Source organism: Alcanivorax sp., from assembly GCF_040118815.1.
Taxonomy (GTDB): domain Bacteria; phylum Pseudomonadota; class Gammaproteobacteria; order Pseudomonadales; family Alcanivoracaceae; genus Alcanivorax.
Genome location: NZ_JBEDTC010000017.1, coordinates 22,545 through 40,323, shown reverse-complemented (window position 1 = coordinate 40,323; position 17,779 = coordinate 22,545). Strand labels below are relative to the sequence as shown.

16 protein-coding genes are annotated in these 17,779 nt (G+C 59.2%); 10 read left to right on the top strand and 6 right to left on the bottom strand.

What is annotated here, in order from left to right; genetic code table 11:
- Positions 1-290: 290 nt before the first annotated feature.
- The 4 genes from ABNH18_RS13885 to ABNH18_RS13870 form a co-directional block, all read right to left on the bottom strand.
- Positions 291-698 (bottom strand): hypothetical protein, encoded by a 408-nt coding sequence (locus ABNH18_RS13885; protein ID WP_349383407.1) that lies wholly within the window; start codon positions 696-698, stop codon positions 291-293.
- A 12-nt stretch (positions 699-710) separates the two neighbouring features.
- Positions 711-1,931: a diguanylate cyclase gene (locus ABNH18_RS13880; RefSeq protein WP_349383406.1), complete on the bottom strand. Its 1,221-nt coding sequence runs from the start codon at positions 1,929-1,931 to the stop codon at positions 711-713.
- 84 nt (positions 1,932-2,015) lie between these two features.
- Positions 2,016-2,471, bottom strand: a complete 456-nt coding sequence (locus ABNH18_RS13875; protein ID WP_349383405.1) for a copper chaperone PCu(A)C — start codon at positions 2,469-2,471, stop codon at positions 2,016-2,018.
- Positions 2,452-3,024 carry an SCO family protein gene (locus ABNH18_RS13870; RefSeq protein ID WP_349383404.1) on the bottom strand — a complete coding sequence of 191 codons (573 nt, stop codon included), beginning with the start codon at positions 3,022-3,024 and terminating at the stop codon, positions 2,452-2,454. Before ABNH18_RS13870 ends, ABNH18_RS13875 begins: the two co-directional genes overlap by 20 nt.
- A gap of 79 nt (positions 3,025-3,103) precedes the next feature.
- Between ABNH18_RS13870 and miaB the strand changes: the two genes are divergently transcribed.
- From miaB to ABNH18_RS13845, 5 genes are all read left to right on the top strand, one after another.
- Positions 3,104-4,441, top strand: a complete 1,338-nt coding sequence (gene miaB, locus ABNH18_RS13865; protein WP_349383403.1) for a tRNA (N6-isopentenyl adenosine(37)-C2)-methylthiotransferase MiaB — start codon at positions 3,104-3,106, stop codon at positions 4,439-4,441.
- Positions 4,442-4,572: 131 nt separating this feature from the next.
- Positions 4,573-5,574, top strand: a complete 1,002-nt coding sequence (cysP, locus tag ABNH18_RS13860) for a thiosulfate ABC transporter substrate-binding protein CysP (RefSeq protein ID WP_349383402.1) — start codon at positions 4,573-4,575, stop codon at positions 5,572-5,574.
- A 25-nt stretch (positions 5,575-5,599) separates the two neighbouring features.
- Positions 5,600-6,427, top strand: coding sequence for a sulfate ABC transporter permease subunit CysT (cysT, locus tag ABNH18_RS13855; protein WP_349383408.1), 828 nt, complete (start codon positions 5,600-5,602; stop codon positions 6,425-6,427).
- A 2-nt stretch (positions 6,428-6,429) separates the two neighbouring features.
- A complete protein-coding gene (gene cysW, locus ABNH18_RS13850) occupies positions 6,430-7,284 on the top strand; it encodes a sulfate ABC transporter permease subunit CysW (protein WP_349383401.1) in 855 nt (284 codons plus the stop codon).
- Positions 7,281-8,375 (top strand): sulfate/molybdate ABC transporter ATP-binding protein, encoded by a 1,095-nt coding sequence (locus tag ABNH18_RS13845; protein ID WP_349383400.1) that lies wholly within the window; start codon positions 7,281-7,283, stop codon positions 8,373-8,375. Before cysW ends, ABNH18_RS13845 begins: the two co-directional genes overlap by 4 nt.
- A 33-nt stretch (positions 8,376-8,408) precedes the next feature.
- Here the strand turns inward: ABNH18_RS13845 and ABNH18_RS13840 are convergent, their stop codons facing one another.
- Positions 8,409-10,451, bottom strand: coding sequence for an NHL repeat-containing protein (locus ABNH18_RS13840; RefSeq protein WP_349383399.1), 2,043 nt, complete (start codon positions 10,449-10,451; stop codon positions 8,409-8,411).
- Positions 10,452-10,779: 328 nt separating this feature from the next.
- On the opposite strand from ABNH18_RS13840, the gene ABNH18_RS13835 reads away from it, so the two are divergent.
- From ABNH18_RS13835 to ABNH18_RS13820, 4 genes are read left to right on the top strand one after another with little or no spacing between them, the layout of a single operon-like run.
- A complete protein-coding gene (locus tag ABNH18_RS13835) occupies positions 10,780-11,784 on the top strand; it encodes a PhoH family protein (protein ID WP_349383398.1) in 1,005 nt (334 codons plus the stop codon).
- Positions 11,756-12,283 (top strand): rRNA maturation RNase YbeY, encoded by a 528-nt coding sequence (gene ybeY, locus ABNH18_RS13830; RefSeq protein WP_349383397.1) that lies wholly within the window; start codon positions 11,756-11,758, stop codon positions 12,281-12,283. The genes ABNH18_RS13835 and ybeY overlap by 29 nt, the downstream gene beginning before the upstream one ends.
- Entirely contained in the window at positions 12,283-13,170 is an 888-nt protein-coding gene (locus ABNH18_RS13825; protein WP_349383396.1) for a CorC family transporter, read from the top strand. Before ybeY ends, ABNH18_RS13825 begins: the two co-directional genes overlap by 1 nt.
- The gene (locus ABNH18_RS13820; RefSeq protein ID WP_349383395.1) at positions 13,136-14,524 is read left to right on the top strand and encodes a rhomboid family intramembrane serine protease; all 1,389 of its coding nucleotides are present in this window, start codon (positions 13,136-13,138) and stop codon (positions 14,522-14,524) included. Before ABNH18_RS13825 ends, ABNH18_RS13820 begins: the two co-directional genes overlap by 35 nt.
- A 40-nt stretch (positions 14,525-14,564) precedes the next feature.
- Here the strand turns inward: ABNH18_RS13820 and ABNH18_RS13815 are convergent, their stop codons facing one another.
- Positions 14,565-15,941 carry a B-box zinc finger protein gene (locus ABNH18_RS13815; RefSeq protein WP_349383394.1) on the bottom strand — a complete coding sequence of 459 codons (1,377 nt, stop codon included), beginning with the start codon at positions 15,939-15,941 and terminating at the stop codon, positions 14,565-14,567.
- Between the two features lie 274 nt (positions 15,942-16,215).
- Between ABNH18_RS13815 and lnt the strand changes: the two genes are divergently transcribed.
- Positions 16,216-17,688: an apolipoprotein N-acyltransferase gene (gene lnt / locus ABNH18_RS13810; protein WP_349383393.1), complete on the top strand. Its 1,473-nt coding sequence runs from the start codon at positions 16,216-16,218 to the stop codon at positions 17,686-17,688.
- The last annotated feature ends 91 nt before the right edge of the window (positions 17,689-17,779 follow it).

The window sequence follows — 17,779 nt, the reverse complement described above, 5'->3', positions numbered from 1 at the left end:
TAAGAGAAATACTGGCGAGACCTATCTACGTCACAGGCTCAGGGCCTCAGGTCGGATACGGGTTGCCCGCCAGCAGTGGCGAAAGGGTAGCAAATCCTTCCGCCGGAGAGACACAAGGTCGGATTAGGCGTAGCCGTAATCCGACACCATTCTTCTGTAGGAAGCGACGTTTATCCGCGCCCCGCTGCTTTTTTCCTTTTGCTGTAACGGCGGAAATCGGCCTTCGCCGATATCATCAGCCCGCAACAAAGCCAAAAAAACCCGCCGGAGAGGCGGGTCAAAAAACACATTCAGGGGCGATACACCACTTTTAATTGTGGGGTGACCTTTGTTTCATCCACGTAACCGATAAAGTTTCGGTTACTACCGACCAGCATGACCATTTCCCGATCACTGGAGACTTCCCGGGGCGGCATGCCGCGGCCGGTGAAAATCATTCTGGCCCAATAGCTTTTCATCTGCTCCGCGCTTTTCCCCATCACCTGCTGATAGAAGCCCGTGCGCTCTGAGCTTTTGGTCGGTAAGTCCAAAGGTTTCAAGGCAACTCCGGAAGCACGGCGAGTCAAGCCATTAAACAACTGACGCACTTCGTCTTGGGTCAGCATCGTCACGTCACTGCTGGCTGAAACCACCACAACCGGCTCCGCGTGCAATGTGGCAGACAGGGTCAGGAGCAATGAAAATATCCATTTCTTCATCTTCATTCTCCTTTAAAAGACCAGATCGGCGCTAAGACGCACAATGGTAGCGTGATCATTTTCTATCTCAGCACCAGGCTCGGTGACAAAGAACCCGGTGGTGCTGACCTCATCATCGGAGAAGTCGTAGTAGTAGCTGAACTCCCCTTTCAGGGCGATGGAATCGGTGAGCGAGTAACGCAACCCTGCCGTCCAGCTTTTCTGCTGCTCGGCCAGGCTATCATTGATCGGTCCGGAATCCAGATCACGGGGATCCACTTCCGCCCAAGTCAGGAGCGGCATCCATTTGCCCATGTACTTGCCCAAACTCACATAGGCGCTCTGGCTGCTGGGATACCAGTTACCGAAGTCCAAGCGCGCCACTTCCGCAGACATGAACCAGCTGCCATCATCATATTGCAGGCCCAGCCCCGCAAAGTAGGTGTACACCTCGTCGAAAGACAAACTGGCAGGAAGTCCCAACGCACTCAAATCATCCTGGCCCACGGAAACTGCCGCCGCGCTATACGCCCCCCGCACCGTCCAGTCGCGCCAGCGGCTGGTCAGATTAATGCCGCTCAGGTCATCCGCCTGGTACTGGGCATTACCAACCCGCGAGCCGCCATCCACGGTGCTGGAGCCCCAGAAGCCACCCAAACGGTGACTCACCGAGCCGGTATTAAACGCCCAGCTCGCTTCCACCGCTTCCATGGTTTTAATCGGCGCCAGCTGATATACCTCGGAAGGCAGCGACACCCAGGGGTAGGCATAGCCCACATCCACATACTGGGAATGCAGGTAGAACGGCGCGACAATCCGGCCCGCTTTGACGCTGACGCTGTCAGTCACGTCATAGTCCAGGTAGGCCCACTGCACTTCCGCATTGAAGTCGTCGGCACCGGAAGCGAAAAGCTGCACTACCGCTTCCGCTTTATCGGTCAGGCGAGCATTGAATTGCACCCCGGCGCGGGTGAGGGAATCATGGCTCCAAGTATCACCGGAGCCATCGATATAGGTACCGTTTTCCCCAAGGGAGGTATCGGCTTCCGCCCGGCTCATGCCGGCAGACAGGAAACCATTAATACGCAGTTTATCCGGCTCTTTCAGCTCACTGTCGAGTTGCTGCTGTTCCAGTGCCTCGAGCCGCTGCTGATAATCACGCAGCGTCTGCTCCACATCGCTCTCAGCAGCGCCCGCCCACAACGGGCTGATACCCAGCGACGCACCAAGCACGACGGATAATGCCTTTCTCATAGCCCCCCCCAAATAAACTTCGTCTTTTTCATTAATATTAAACTAAGACGAAAGGGTGGCATTATCCGTAATTGTGATTGGGAATCAAGCGTCAGCGGGCGCTTCACGCAAAACGGGCAAGTCGGTACAAACCGCCGCCTCTTCAGCCTGCGTCAAACAGACAGTGACCGATTCCCCGGGCTGCGGCACCCGCTGCAGATTCATCAGCATCAGATGATTTCCCCCCGGCATCAGGGAAAAAGACTCACCCGGCGACAGCATGATGTGATGCAGATGCCCCATCTTGCGTGTGCCATCCTCCAAGGTTTTCATGCTGTGCAGCATAGCATTGCCGGCGATTTCACTACGGACGCCGGTAATTGTGACACTGGTGTCACCCTCATTGGTCACCGTCAGGTACCCGGCCATGGTGGGCGATACCGGGGGTACGGCCCGCAGCCATCCATCACTAATACGCACATCCGCGCTGGCGACACCCGCGGACATGGCGAGGGTCAGCACCACGCCCTGCCCAACAAGCTTACAAAAGCGATTCAACATCCGTTACTACCTCCTCAATCTTGAAATCCGCCGGGTACAGCTTGCGCACCCGTGCCTGATCATCCATCAGGTAAATGTAGTCACTATGGGTAAACAGGTAGCCCTGTTCCTCAGCGTCCTCATCCTTGATAAAGACCACCCCGTACTGCTTGGCCACTTCACGAATCTGCTCAAGGCTGCCCGTCAGGCCGATAATATCGGCCTTGAACCAGGGCAGATATTCCTTCAGGTGAGCGACGGTGTCCCGTTCAGGGTCAAAGGTAATGAACACCGGTTGCACCTGATCGGCTACCCCTTCCTCGTCCAGATGCCGGTAAACCTGCGCCACCTGGGCCAACACCGCCGGGCAAATATCCGGGCAATGGGTGTAGCCGAAGAACAGAATCGACACCTTTCCTTTCAGCTTTTCCGCCTGAAAAGGCGCGCCATTCTGATCGGTCAGGGTGAAATCGCCCCCCAGCCGGGTGTTCACCGGCAAGTCACTTTCCTGCTTGCCACAGCCGGCCAGCACCAACGCTGCCAGTAACGGCAGCACATACAGCAGTTTTCGCATGAATTCTCCGGTTCGCAGTTTGCGTCGGTCAGCGGTATAATCCGCGCCCATTTTGACGCTATTCAACGGTTAGGCAAGCATGTCACGTAAGCTGTTTATCCAGACCCACGGCTGCCAGATGAACGAGTACGATTCTACCCGCATGGTGGATCTGCTCGAATCCAGCCACGGCTTGGAAACCACCGACAACCCGGAAGAAGCGGATGTACTGCTTCTCAACACCTGCTCTATCCGGGAAAAAGCCCAGGAAAAAGTCTTCCATCAATTGGGCCGCTGGAAAAAGCTGAAAGACGCCAAGCCCGATATGATCATCGGCGTAGGCGGCTGTGTAGCCAGCCAGGAAGGCGACGCCATCCGCGACCGCGCGCCCTACGTGGATGTGGTCTTCGGCCCCCAGACCCTGCACCGCCTGCCGGGCCTGATCACTCAGGCCGCCAGCACCCGCGAGCTGGCCATTGATGTGACTTTCCCGGAAATCGAAAAGTTCGACAATCTTCCGGAACCCAGCGTGGACGGCCCTTCCGCCTTTGTATCCATCATGGAAGGCTGCTCCAAGTACTGCACATTCTGCGTCGTGCCTTACACCCGCGGTGAGGAAGTGAGCCGCCCGGTACAGCCGGTGCTCAAGGAAATCCAGCACCTGGCTGACCTGGGCGTGCGCGAGGTCAACCTGCTGGGGCAGAACGTGAATGCCTATCAAGGCGTGGGCGCCGATGGCGACACGCTGGATCTGGCCGACCTGATCCGCCTGATCCGTGACATTGACGGTATCGACCGCATTCGCTACACCACCAGCCACCCTGTGGAGTTCTCCGACGCGCTGATCCAGGTCTACGAAGACGTACCGGAGCTGGTCAGCCACCTGCACCTGCCGGTGCAATCCGGTTCTGACCGCATTCTGGCGATGATGAAGCGCAACCACATGGTGCTCGAATACAAGAGCAAGCTGCGCAAGCTCAAGCGCATCCGCCCGGACATTTCCTTCAGCTCGGATTTCATCATTGGCTTCCCCGGCGAAACCGACCGGGACTTCGAAGACACCATGAATCTGATCCACGACATCGGCTTCGACATGTCCTTCAGCTTTATCTACAGCGCCCGCCCCGGCACCCCGGCGGCGGACCTGCCCGATGACGTGGAGATGGACGTGAAAAAACAGCGGCTGGCGATTCTTCAGCAGCGCATCAGCCAAAATGCTCAGGACATCTCCCGCAAAATGGTGGGCAGCACCCAGCGCATTCTGGTGGACGGCTTCTCCAAAAAAGACCCGGGCCAGCTCAAAGGCCGCACCGAGAACAATCGGGTGGTGAACTTCCAGTGCGATGACACCGACCTGATCGGTCAATTCGTGGATGTGACCATCGCACAGGCTTACAGCAACTCCCTGCTGGGCACCGATCCGCGCAACCCGGGCTAAACGCCTGGGCTTGCCGGCTCATATCGTTATAGCAATTCGTTCCAGGTGAGCCGCTTTTAATTAGCGTCTGGTTATATAGACTTGAACCTCGTTCGTGTTGACCAACGCCGATCCATTTGTGAGGACAAACCATGCGTGTGTGGATTTCCGCCCTGCTGCTGGCCATTGCCGGCACCGCCAGTGCCCAGCAAACCCTGCTGAACAGCTCCTACGATATCGCCCGTGAGCTGTTTGCCGCCGTGAATCCGAAATTCCAGGCCCACTGGCAGGAAATGAGCGGCGAAGAAGTCTCCATCCAGCAGTCCCACTCCGGCTCCTCCAAACAAGCGCGTGCCATCCTGCAGGGCCTGAAAGCCGACGTGGTGACCTTTAATCAGGTTACCGACGTAAATGTGCTGCACGACAAGGGCAACCTGATCCCGGCGGACTGGAACACCCGCCTGCCCAACAACTCAAGCCCCTACTATTCCACCACCGCTTTTCTGGTGCGCAAGGGCAACCCAAAAAACATCCAGAGCTGGGCCGACCTGGCAAAGAAAGATGTCAGCGTGGTATTCCCCAACCCGAAAACCTCCGGCAACGGCCGCTACACCTACCTGGCCGCCTGGATGGCAACCAGCGATCGCTTGGACGGGGATAAAGAAAAGGTGCGCGATTACATGGCCCACTTTCTCGCCAACGTGGCGGTATTCGATTCCGGTGGGCGCGCTGCCACCGTCACCTTTGCCGAGCGCGAAATTGGCGACGTGCTGATCAGCTTCGAGTCCGAAGTGAACAACATCCGCAAACAGTACGGCAACGACGACTACGACGTGGTAGTGCCGAAAACTTCCGTGCTGGCCGAGTTCCCTGTCACCGTGGTGGACAAGGTGGTGGACCAGAAAGGCACCCGCAAAGTCGCCACCGAATACCTGAACTTCCTCTACAGTGAAGACATCCAGCGCCTGCTGGCCGGCTTCAACTACCGGGTACACAACGAGACGGTAGTGGAAGAAACCGGCGACCAGTTCCCGCCGGTAAAACTGCTGGAAGTGGCCGACTACTTCGGCTCTTGGGCAGGTGCCCAGAAGACCCATTTTGCGTCTGGTGGCGAGCTGGACCGCTTGCAAGCCAAGGCCCGGAGCCTGCGCTAAGCCGCGCCAATAGACAGTGCCGCTACTGCGAACCCAACATTCCGTTTTACCCGGCTTCACGCTCAGCTTCGCGCTGAGCGTGTTGTTTATCTGTCTGGTGATTCTGGTGCCCCTGTCCGGGCTCGCCATCCATGTTTCACAGATGAGCTGGGGCCAGTACTGGGGGGTGATTACCGACCCGCGCTCGCTGGCCAGCTTCCGCGTGACCCTGCTGGCCGCCGCCGGCGCCAGCGCTATCAACGCCGTGGTCGGCTTGCTGCTGGCCTGGGTAATCACCCGCTACCGTTTCCCCGGCCGGCGGCTGATGGATGCACTGGTGGACCTTCCCTTCGCCCTGCCCACCGCCGTGGCCGGGCTGACGCTGTCGGCCCTGTTTGCCGCCAACGGCTGGTTGGGGCAATGGTTTGAAGCCGTGGGGATAAGCGTGGCCTACACGCCGCTGGGCATCATGATCGCCATGAGTTTCACCAGCCTGCCCTTCGTGGTGCGGGCGGTGCAGCCAGTGCTGGAAGATCTGACGCCCGACGTGGAAGAAGCCGCCGCCACGCTGGGCGCCACGCCCATGGCCACCTTTACCCGGGTGATTCTGGCGCAGCTGATGCCGGCGCTACTCACCGGTACCGCCCTGGCCTTTACGCGCAGCCTGGGGGAATACGGTGCGGTGATTTTCATCGCCGGCAACATGCCCTTCGAAACCGAAATCCTGTCGCTGCTGGTCAACATCCGTCTGGATGAATTCGACTACGGCGCCGCCAGCGCGCTGGCCTCGGTGATCCTGATCGCTTCACTGGTGCTGCTGTTTGGCATCCAGCTGGTGCAGTCCCGTTTGACCCGTCGCTGGAAGGGGCACTGACCATGCATGAACGTCCCCGCCACTGGCACCAATGGCTACTGATTCTGACCGCCTTTACGGCTGTGGCCATCTTGCTGGTAATGCCACTGGTACTGATTTTCACCGAAGCCTTCAGCCAGGGCTGGGCCATGGTGCAGCAGAACCTGACCAACCCGGACATGCTCGGTGCTATCAAGCTGACTCTGGTCGTGGCACTGATTACCGTGCCGGTGAACCTGCTGTTCGGCATTCTGCTGGCCTGGTGCGTCACCCGCTACGAATTCCGCGGTCGAAAGCTGCTCAGCACCCTGATCGACATCCCCTTCGCCATGAGCCCGGTGGTGGCCGGGCTGTGTTATCTGGTGGTGTACGGGGCCCAGAGCGTGGTGGGTAACTGGTTCAGCGGCATGGGCGTACAACTCATGTTCGCCCTGCCCGGCATGGTCATGGTCACAGTCTTTGTTACCTGCCCCTATGTGGCGCGGGTGCTGATTCCGTTGATGGAATCCCAGGGCCAGCACGAAGAAGAAGCCGCCATCATTCTTGGCGCCTCCGGCTGGCAGGCCTTCTGGTATGTGACGCTGCCGAAAATTCGCTGGGCACTGCTGTATGGGGTGGTTCTCACCAACGCCCGTGCCGTGGGCGAATTCGGTGCGGTGAGCGTGGTCTCCGGCCTGATTCGCGGGCAGACCCTGACCCTGCCTTTGCTGGTGCAGATGTGGAATCAGGATTACAACACCGTGGGCGCCTTTACGGCGGCCGGTCTGCTGGCCGCCATGGCACTGGTTACCCTGCTGCTGAAAACCGTGCTGGAATGGGCCACACAGCACAACCCGGACAATGCCACTGAACAGAAAACCGAACAGGACACCCCATGAGCATTCGTGTCGAACAGATTCAAAAGCGTTTTGGTGACTTTACCGCGCTGGACGACATCAATCTGGATGTTCAGGAAGGCCAGCTGGTGGGCCTTCTCGGCCCGTCTGGTTCCGGCAAGACCACGCTGTTACGCATCATCGCCGGGCTGGAAAAAGCGGACCACGGCAAGGTGTGGTTCCATGGGCAAGATGTCACCAACCTGGACGTGCGCAAACGTAAGGTGGGGTTTGTATTCCAGCAGTACGCCCTGTTCCGCCACCTGACCGTCGCCGATAACGTGGCTTTTGGCCTGCGCATGCTGCCGCGCAAGCAACGCCCCTCCCGTGGTGACATTCGCCAACGGGTAAACGAACTATTGGATCTGGTTCAGCTCGGTCACCTGTCTGGCCGCTACCCGGCGCAACTGTCCGGCGGGCAAAAGCAGCGCGTGGCGCTGGCCCGGGCACTGGCCCTGAAACCGGATGTGCTACTGCTGGATGAGCCCTTTGGTGCCCTGGATGCAAAAGTGCGCAAGGAACTGCGCCGCTGGCTGCGCCATCTGCATGAGCAGATTTCGGTCACCAGCCTGTTCGTGACCCACGATCAGGAAGAGGCCATGGAAGTGTCAGACCAAGTAGTGGTTATGAGCCAGGGAAAAATCGAACAGGTGGCCTCGCCCCTTACCGTCTACGAGCAACCAGCCAGCCGGTTCGTGTTCGACTTTCTGGGCCATATCAATGCATTGAAAGGGCATTACGACGGGCAAAGCTGGCAAGCCGGTGACGCGCACCTGCGGCTGACCACCGAAGGCGCCTGCCCGGATGGGGAGCTAACGCTGTATCTGCGTCCCCACGAAGCCGACCTGAAAAAAGCCCCCAGCGACAGCGCCAACCTGCCCGTCAAACTGGGCGCACGAAGCGTGTTTGGCGGCACGGTAACACTGGAACTGGAAGCGCTGGGCTGGCCAGCGGAGGTGATGGAAGTGGAGCTGAGTCGGGACGCCTGGCAAGCGCTGGATGCACAGCCGGGAGATACCCTGTTTGTGCATCCGCGCCAGCTACAGACCGTCACCTGTGACGGCAATCTGGGGCCCCGGGTCACACCTGCCTGACCCGGCACCCCCATTACCTAACAGGTCGTTGCTTCAAGGCGCGGTTCCGCCCGTGACAAGACCATCCTCCTCACTGGGCGCCAGATAATCCGGCAGCAACACCACTGATTCCGGCTTGGTCTGCGCATAGCTGGCATCCGGCGTCACATCCCCGCCCGGGCTGGACAGGATGTTATCGAAGCGCAACACCTGATCCTGGGATTTTTCCGCCACGTACAGGCTGCTGCCATCGAACGCGATATCCACCGGGTTACCCAGCTGGGTATTGCCAACGGTAGTGCCGTCGCCGTTATCAATGTTCACCGACACGTTTGTGTTGCCCTCTGCCCGATCGGCATTTTCGATCACGTATAACTTGCCATCGGTAGGGTTCGCCCCACTGCCCACGTCAGAGACAATCAGCGCATTGCTGTCGGCCACATAGACGATACCGTGCAGGTTAGTCGGTGCCGTAATGGCACTACCGCCGATAGCCGGGGTGATAATACGGTCCGCATCGTCCGCGCCTTCATTGGCTACGTAGTCGTCAAATACCGCCACCGTGCCATCTGTCAGCGCCACATAGAGACGATCCTGATCCGGGTCGTAAGCCAGATCCCAGGGCGCCACGGTCAGGGTTGTTGAAAACAACGGAGGGGCATTGCCACCGGACTGGGCACCAAAGACTTTCACCGCCGGGTCGGCGTTATCCGTCACCAGCAACAGGCCTGCCTCGTCCGCCACATCAAAGCCTTTCGGGCTGACCAACGTCGTCGCCGCACCGGACACAATGCGATCGCGGCTCAGCGAAAACATATCGCCATCACGCTCGGTCCCCAACCGGTTAACCACCACAATGCGGCCATCCGTATTCGCGCCATCGTCAGCGGTGAGATAGACATCCCCCAGTTGATTCACGCTGACACTTTCCAGCGATTCACCCACAGTGAAATCCCGTTGCACGGTGGTCAGATCAGTATCCAGAATCACCACGTCAGGGTCGCCCGCCAGCGGCGCATTACTGGACACCAGTACGCCGTTGATCGTGACACTACTGTCGTCAATATCGGAGACGTCGTCACCCAGTGACGGCGTCTTGATTTGCACCAGCGACTCCGGTTTCACTGCGGCTACCGTCTTGCTGGGCGCCACATCACCGGACGCACCGGAAAAGATGTTGTTGTAGACCAGAATCGCATCGTTGGATTTCTCGGCAATATACGCCTTGTCGCCATCCAGGATCAGGTCTACCGGATTGCCTAGCATCGTCGCAGGCCCAGCGATCGTGCGATCCGGCGTCACCATGCCAGAAGCCGAGCTGGCGTTACTGATCACATAGATCTTGCCGTCATCGGCCACCGCCGCATCGCCCACATCCGTTACCACCAGGGTGTCGGTGGCAGCGCGGTAGGCAATACCGTGGATATTGGAAATGCTGGAGCCATCACCAGGGGTAATAGTCCGTGCTGCAGTGGCATCGAAACCGCCCGCCACGTAATCGTCTACCACCAGAACGGTGCCGTTGGTCATGGCCAGGAACAACGTATCCAGGGTTTCGTTATAGACCAGATCCCAGCAATTGTCCGGCAGCGCGGTAGAGGCCAGCGGCGGCGCGGCTGTATCACCCGCTGCGGTGCCGTACACCTCAATGGTGTTGCCGCCCACATTGGCGGCGAACAGCAAGCCTGCCTGATGGGCCACGGCAATCCCTTTCAAGGTGGCAGAACCCGGCGCATCGATATCCCGGTCCAGGGCCGGATCGGTCAGGTCACCATCGTCCCGCTGAATCACGCGATGAATGGTCTGAAAGGTGCTGGGGGTACTGGTGTCATCAGCCACATACAGGTTACCCAGCAGATCCTGCGCCATCCCTTCATTGCCACCCGATGAAAAGCTCGCGTCCACGTTCAGATCTGAATCAAGCCGGTTGATTAACCCCTTATTGGTTGAGCCGTTGAGCATCACCAGAATCGAGTCCGTGCGAACCTCCGGCGGCGTTACGCTATTGTTACTACTGTTGTTACCCCCACAGCCGGCGAGGCTAATTGCCGCCGCCAGAGCAGTGAACCCCATCGTGCGATGTGCGCCAATATTCATCCTGTTGCTCCTTACCATCCATTGATAACAACCCAATTGAGCCACTGACCAGTCAGCGGAGGGCACGATGCCGGCCCTACTAGTAATACGCAGGCCCGCGGAGGATGGATGCAAACAAGTCGCTATTATCACGTGACAAAGTGTAACCAGCGCGTCCTGCGGGCTTTTTCAGCAACCAAACCACACACTGTCCGACATTCGCTCTCTGCTCCTTGCAGCCGCGGGTGTCGGCGGCTACGCTGCCCCTGCAAATTCGCTTTCCCGGAACAACGCTTCCGGGTATTCTGAATACATTCTCTAAACAGCCCGAAGGGCCACCTTTCCCATCTTGGACACACCTCTCGTTTCACAGCACATCAGCCTCGAACCCAACGATTCCCGTCGACTGGCCAACCTCTGTGGCCGCCTGGATGAACACGTCAAGCAGATCGCGCAGCGCCTGCACGTGGAAATTCTGAACCGCGGCAACCAGTTTCATCTGGCCGGGGACGCCGACGCAGTGGATGCGGCCGGGGCGATTCTCAGCGAACTCTATGAACAGACCCGCGACGGTACCGAGCTGACACCGGAAATGGTGCACCTGCATCTGCAACAATCCAACGTGGCGGACCATGCCAGCAACACCAGCGCAGACAACACCGTACCGTTTCCCAGCGACGACCTGCTGATCCGAACCAAACGGGTACGGATCAAGCCCCGTGGCGAGCACCAGCGCGAGTACGTTAAACAGATTCGCAAACACGACATCAATTTCGGTGTGGGGCCGGCGGGCACCGGCAAAACCTGGCTGGCCGTAGCCTGCGCCGTGGATGCACTGGAAAAAGCCGAAATTCAGCGCATTTTGCTGGTCCGCCCAGCAGTGGAAGCCGGCGAAAAACTGGGCTTTCTTCCCGGTGATCTGGCGGAAAAAATCGATCCCTATTTGCGCCCGCTTTACGATGCGCTCTATGAAATGATCGGTTTTGAAAAAGTGGCCAAGCTGATGGACAGAATGGTCATTGAGGTGGCGCCACTGGCCTACATGCGCGGGCGCACCCTGAACAACAGTTTCGTGATTCTGGATGAAGCCCAGAACACCACCCCGGAACAAATGAAGATGTTCCTCACCCGGATCGGCTTCGGCACCCGCGCAGTGATTACCGGCGATGTGACCCAAGTGGATTTGCCCCGCCATCAACGCTCTGGCCTGGTCAACACGCTGGAAGTGCTGGATGGGGTCAACGGCATCGGGGTGACCCGGTTCGATAGCCGCGATGTGGTTCGCCACCCGCTGGTTCAACGCATTGTAGAGGCCTACGACCGTCATGAACGGGATACCGACACCAACCGTTGATATCCAGTGGGCCAGCGATGCCCCGGACGCCCCCGACGAAGCCCGCCTGTGCGAATGGGTGCGCCATGCAGCCATCGCCGCCGGCGGCGTGGTAGGCGATATCACCCTGCGCATCGTAGCGGAGGACGAAATCCGCACGCTCAATCGTGACTACCGTGACAAAGACGCGCCCACCAATGTGCTGTCCTTTCCGTTTGAAATGCCTGAAGGGCTACCGGAAGACGCCGTAGAACCGCTGGTGGGCGATATTGTCATCTGCGACGCAGTAGTCCACCGCGAAGCCGATGAACAACACAAACCGCTCGATGCCCACTGGGCACACATGGTCACCCACGGTGTTCTGCACCTGCTAGGCTATGACCATATTGATGATGACGATGCGCTCGTCATGGAAACCCTGGAGATCCGCGCCCTTGGCGAGCTGGGTTTTCCTGATCCTTACAGCGCTGGCCACGACGATGGCCAGGCGCCAGCTGAAAACATGGAGTTTAATCCCTGATGTCGGACGATTTTTCGGATAACGGTACCAGCCGAAGTTGGTTGGAGCGTGTCGGCCAGTTTTTCTCACCCACTCCGGGAGACCGGAGCGAACTACTGGATCTGATGCGCTCCATGCGCGACACCCACATCATCGACGGCGACACCCTGGGCATCATCGAAGGCGCCATCTGCGTAGCAGACATGCAGGTGCGTGAAATCATGATTCCCCGTTCGCAAATGGTCAGCATCAAGGCCAGCTCGGACCCTCGGGATTTTTTGCCCACCATTATCGAGTGCGCCCACTCTCGCTTCCCGGTACTGGGCGACGACCCGGACGAAGTCATCGGCATCCTGCTCGCCAAGGATCTACTACCGTTAATCCTTGATCCCGCCCGTATGGAGCGTTTTGCGATTAAAGATCACATCCGTTCCGCTATGGTAGTGCCGGAATCAAAACGTCTGGATTCCTTGCTGCGCGAATTTCGTATCAGCCGTAACCACATGGCCATCGTGGTCAACGAATACGGCGGCGTGGCAGGGCTAGTCACCATTGAAGATGTATTAGAGCAGATCGTTGGCGAAATCGAAGACGAACACGACATCGAAGAAGACGACTACCTGATCAAGGATCTGGATAACAACGAATACACCGTCAAAGCGCTAACGCCCATCGACGACTTCAACGAACACTTCCACTGCCAGCTCAGTGATGAAGAGTTCGACACCATCGGGGGGCTGGTGATGCAGAAATTCGGGCGCCTGCCGGGCCGTGATGAAAGCATCACCTTGGAAGGCTTCCGCGTTACCGTGCTCAGCGCCGACGGCCGCACCATAAGACTGTTACGAGTGACACCGCCGGGGGATAACGACAATGACCACACCGATCACGGAGCCGAGAACGACTGATCCCACCCCGGCGGCTTGGCGCACTGCGCCCTGGGTAATGGCCTGCCTGGCCATTGCCCTGCTCGCCAGCCAGTTACTCAATAGCGCCACGCCCTCCCAACCGGTGCTGAACTGGTACCAAAGCAGCGGCCTGAAAACCCTGGAGTGGGACAACTACCTCTCCTGGCTTCGCTTCAACAATCAAAGCGCCCAGTCACAACGCCTGGAACAACATGCTGACTTGAACCCTCACGTCTACGGCGCGGCCCTGTTCGCCGAGGATTTTGTCGCAGACAGCAAACACCGCGCCCATGATTTCTGGTCCTCAGCCGAGATCGAACAGTGGAACCGCCTGCGCGAGCAAATACCCGCACAGGTAGCGACCAGCAACCTGTATCGCTGGGGCCTACCGGATGCCTCACCGCGACCGGCCCGTTTCTTTACCGCCCCCTTTACCGGCGGTTCGCTCTGGCTGACCTTGGCGACCTTGCTTGTGCTCTTACCGCTGGCCCCCACTCTGGAACGCCGCCTGGGCCATGGCCGCGTATTGGCGCTGTGGATACTTGGCTGCCTGCTCAGTGGCTTTGGCTATCTATTCTTGGCAAGCCCGGGACAGATTCCGTTCCACGGCGCCACGGCGCCAATGCTGGTCTGGTTCGGCGCTTTCTTTGGCTTGCAACGCGAGACACTATCGCTGCCCTTCTGGCACCCCAAACACAAACACTGGCGGCACCTACCGGTGTCACCCTATACCTTGCTGCCCCTGCCCGTGGCGGTCCTCGCTGCTCTTGCCCTGTTCAGCGATCCGCTGCTCGCCAACCTCAGCGCCGGCCTCTGCGCCTTTATCGGCGGGCTGCTGCTGGTTCAGATCATGCGCCCGCAACCCGCAGATACACAGCAGCACAACAGCCACGCCCCGAACCCACAGCAACTGTCTTCGCTGACCCGGGGCTGGGACGCACTGGGGCAACTGAACGGCGACGCCGCCAGCGCCGCCTTCGGGCAAGTCCTTGCCAGCGAGCCAGATCACTTCGACGCGCTCACCGGCCAATTCACCGCGCAACAGTTACTGAACGATCATGCCGCCTGGATCACCACCGCCCAGCAACTGTTCACCCACCCGGCAACAGACAAAGGCCAAGCCATCCAGGTGGCGCAATGCTGGCAGCAGTACCAACAACGCGGCGGCACTGCGCTGCCCGCCGCCACCGGCTGGCCGCTCTTACACACATTGACGCGGGCGGGGCAGTTACAGCAGGCAGAAAAGCTGGCACGAAGACTTGATGATCACGCGCTAAAGGCAGGCGCCATCGCTCAACTGCGTGACACCTTGATTCAGGAAGGTCTGGCGCACCGGGCAAAGGCGCTGGCGTGATTAACGCCCGGCCCCATGCCTGACGCTCGACGCTAACCCCTTACCCCCAAGCCAGCCGGCACTCCGACACTTTCTGGCGCAACCGGGCATCGCGGCAATGGCTTTCCACAAAGCGCAGGTATTGCTCGGCTTTGCCGGCCAACCCAAACTGTTCGGCCAGCACTTTCGCCAACAAAAGGTAAGCCTCACCCAGATCCACAAAATCCGGGTGTTTGTCGTGCAGATCCTTCAGCAAGCTCACCGCCAGCTTGGGCTCGCGTTCGTAAATGCCTTCTGCCAACGCCAGCCGTAACACCGGGGCGCCGGGCAACCATTGCGGGTCACGTTTTCGTTGCCGGGCAACCAGCGCCAGCGAATCACTCCAGGCGTCTGCGCGGATCAGCACGTCCAGATAGGGCTCCACCAGGGCAGCCCGCTCTTCGTCCTTCACCAGCACCGCCAGCAACCGATCGTGATGATGCCAGTCCCCCACCGTAGCCTTCTTGGTCTTGATGACTTTCGCAGTGGTCAGCAGCACCTTGTCGAACCGGCCCGCACACAACTGCGTGCGTTGGCGGCGCTCGGCCAACGGCTGGGTGACACGCCGACCTCCCTGATTCAGGCCCCACAACCGACCATGACGGGCGGCGACATCCCCACACAGGCCCGCCAGCACCAGCCACCACCAGCCTGCCAGCAACCCGGCCAGCCCCTGCACCAGGGGCAACGGCAACACATCCATGGCCACGGCAAGCAACGCCACGACCAGCACACCACCCAGCGACGCGAACCCAGCCGCCACGCCATAATCACGGGGCGCGGAGACAATATACGTTGCCGCCGCCACATAGGCGCCCGGCGCTGCGCCTCGTACCAACACCGCTAACCACAGGGCCGGTACCAACAGCATGCCGGCTACCAACACCATCAAGCCGGCGGGCACCGATATCGCCACCATCAGGAACCCAGCCAGAGCAACGATGAGGACTGCCGGTAACGCCTGCCACAGCGCGCTTTGCCAGGCCGCGCTCTCGCCCAGGCAATCCCAGCCGGGCAAGGCAGCCTTACGGCTTTTGCGGGGGCCGGCACGCCGCGCCATTAGCGCGGCGCAAAAGGCAAAGGTGGGCAACCCGGCGATCAGCGCCACCGGCGCCATCATCCACAGTGGCGGCAACAGCGCCGCCAGCACCGCCCAAATCGCCAGCAACGGTAGCAACGACAACGCAAAAGGCAGGCGCAGATAACTGTCCAACCGTTGCCACAATGGCCCGACCTGATCCTGCCCCACCGGCGCCAGATCGTTATTGCACAGCAAGCAACGGGCCTCCATACGGAGGGCCTCATCGCCATCCACACATTGCTGACACAAATGCAGACCATCATGGGCGCAATACCACAGCGCCTGGGTTCCCGGATGGTACTTGCATGGGTGTTTCACTATGATGCCCCCAGATTTTAGTGAAAAATTGAAGGTTCAAAGTTTAAAATTGAAAAACGCGGGCAAGGTGCTTTCGCATGGCTACAACTCCATTCGCGCTTTGTAACTTTCAACTTTAAACTTTCAACTCATCCTGTATCCGGCCCGCAACCTGAAACCGTCACAGCATTCAGCCTGATACTTTATTCGTATTATTGCACCGACTCTAGCCCAAACCGTCAGACGGTCTGCTCGCCAGTGCAAAGCACAAAACAAAAGCTCAACGAGGATATCCATGCGAGATCGTCTGCTGGCCCTGATCGCCGGCCTGCTTTTTCCCCTTGCCTTTGCCCCCTATAATCTCTGGCCACTGCTGTTTGTCAGCATCGGCGCCGGCTACTGGTGCCAGCAGCGAGCCGGTTCTGCCCGCGAAGCCCTGTTGCGCGGCTGGCTGTACGGACTCGGTATGTTCGCTTTCGGCATTTCCTGGGTGCATGTTTCCATGCACGACTACGGCTTCATGCCGCTGTGGATGGCCATCCCGTTCACCGGTATCTTCGCGGCCTTACTGGCCCTGTTTTACGGGCTTACTTTTTATGCCAGCTGGCGGCTGGGGCGTTCGGCACTAGCGTTTGCCGGTAGCTGGCTGTTGCTGGACTGGGTGCGCGGCGTTTTCCTCACCGGCTTCCCCTGGCTGTATGCAGGCTATGCCCTGATTGATACGCCCTTTGCTCCGCTGGCCCCCATCGGCGGGGTATGGCTGCTCACACTCACCGCCGTACTAATCAGCGCCAGCGTCATTCGCTCGGCAACCGGTCACCGGCGGAGCTGGTACACCAGCCTGGCGGTTTCTTGCACCCTGCTGATCCTCACCGCCGTGTCTCACACTCTGTCGTTCACCGCCCCCAGCGGCCCGGCCCAGAAAGTCGCGCTGGTGCAGGGCAACATTCCCCAGGACATCAAATGGCAGCTGTCCATGCGCGAGCGGACCCAGCAGATCTACCAGAAACTGACTCAGGGCATTCCCGCCGACACTCTGGTGATCTGGCCGGAATCCGCGCTCACCGATTTCTACCAAAACGTATCCGGGTTCGTTGAGCAGGAGGGGCAGCAGCTTGCGGAGCGGCACGGCGGGTTCATCACCGGCGTGCCTTGGCGCACGGTCAGCGATAGCGGTGTCACCTACCACAACAGTATTGCCTCGATCCCGCTTGATGCCGGCGACGGCAACCCGCGCGTCTACCACAAACAGAAACTGGTGCCGTTCGGCGAATACGTCCCCATGCAATCGCTGATCCGCGGGTTGATTCCTTTCTTTGATTTGCCCATGTCCGGCTTTACCCCCGGCAGCCCCACGCAACCGAACTTGACCGCCCTGGGCCACACCGTGGCCCCCTTCATCTGCTATGAAATTCTTTACCCGGAACAAGTGGCCGCCCGCAGTCACGATGCCGATGTGCTGCTGACCATCAGTAATGATGCCTGGTTTGGCACCTCCGCCGGACCGCTGCAACATTTCCAGATGGCCCGCATGCGCGCCGCCGAAACCGGGCGCTGGCTGCTGCGCGGCACCAACAACGGCGTCACCGCGGTGATTGATCACCACGGCCAGGTCATCGATGCCCTGCCTCAATTCACCCGCGACGTGCTCTACAGCGAATACCGCCCACGCACTGGCATCACTCCGTTCATGACCACCGGCGTGTGGCCCTGGCTGTTGCTGTCAGTGCTGCTCATCGGCTTGGGCTTCATGTTGAGAAGCAAGTAAAAACCATTATATTTCTTTTTGATATAAGCTTATGTCAAGTTTGACATTCGGTGCTGCACCTCCTATAACGGGTTCCTGAGAACACGTTATA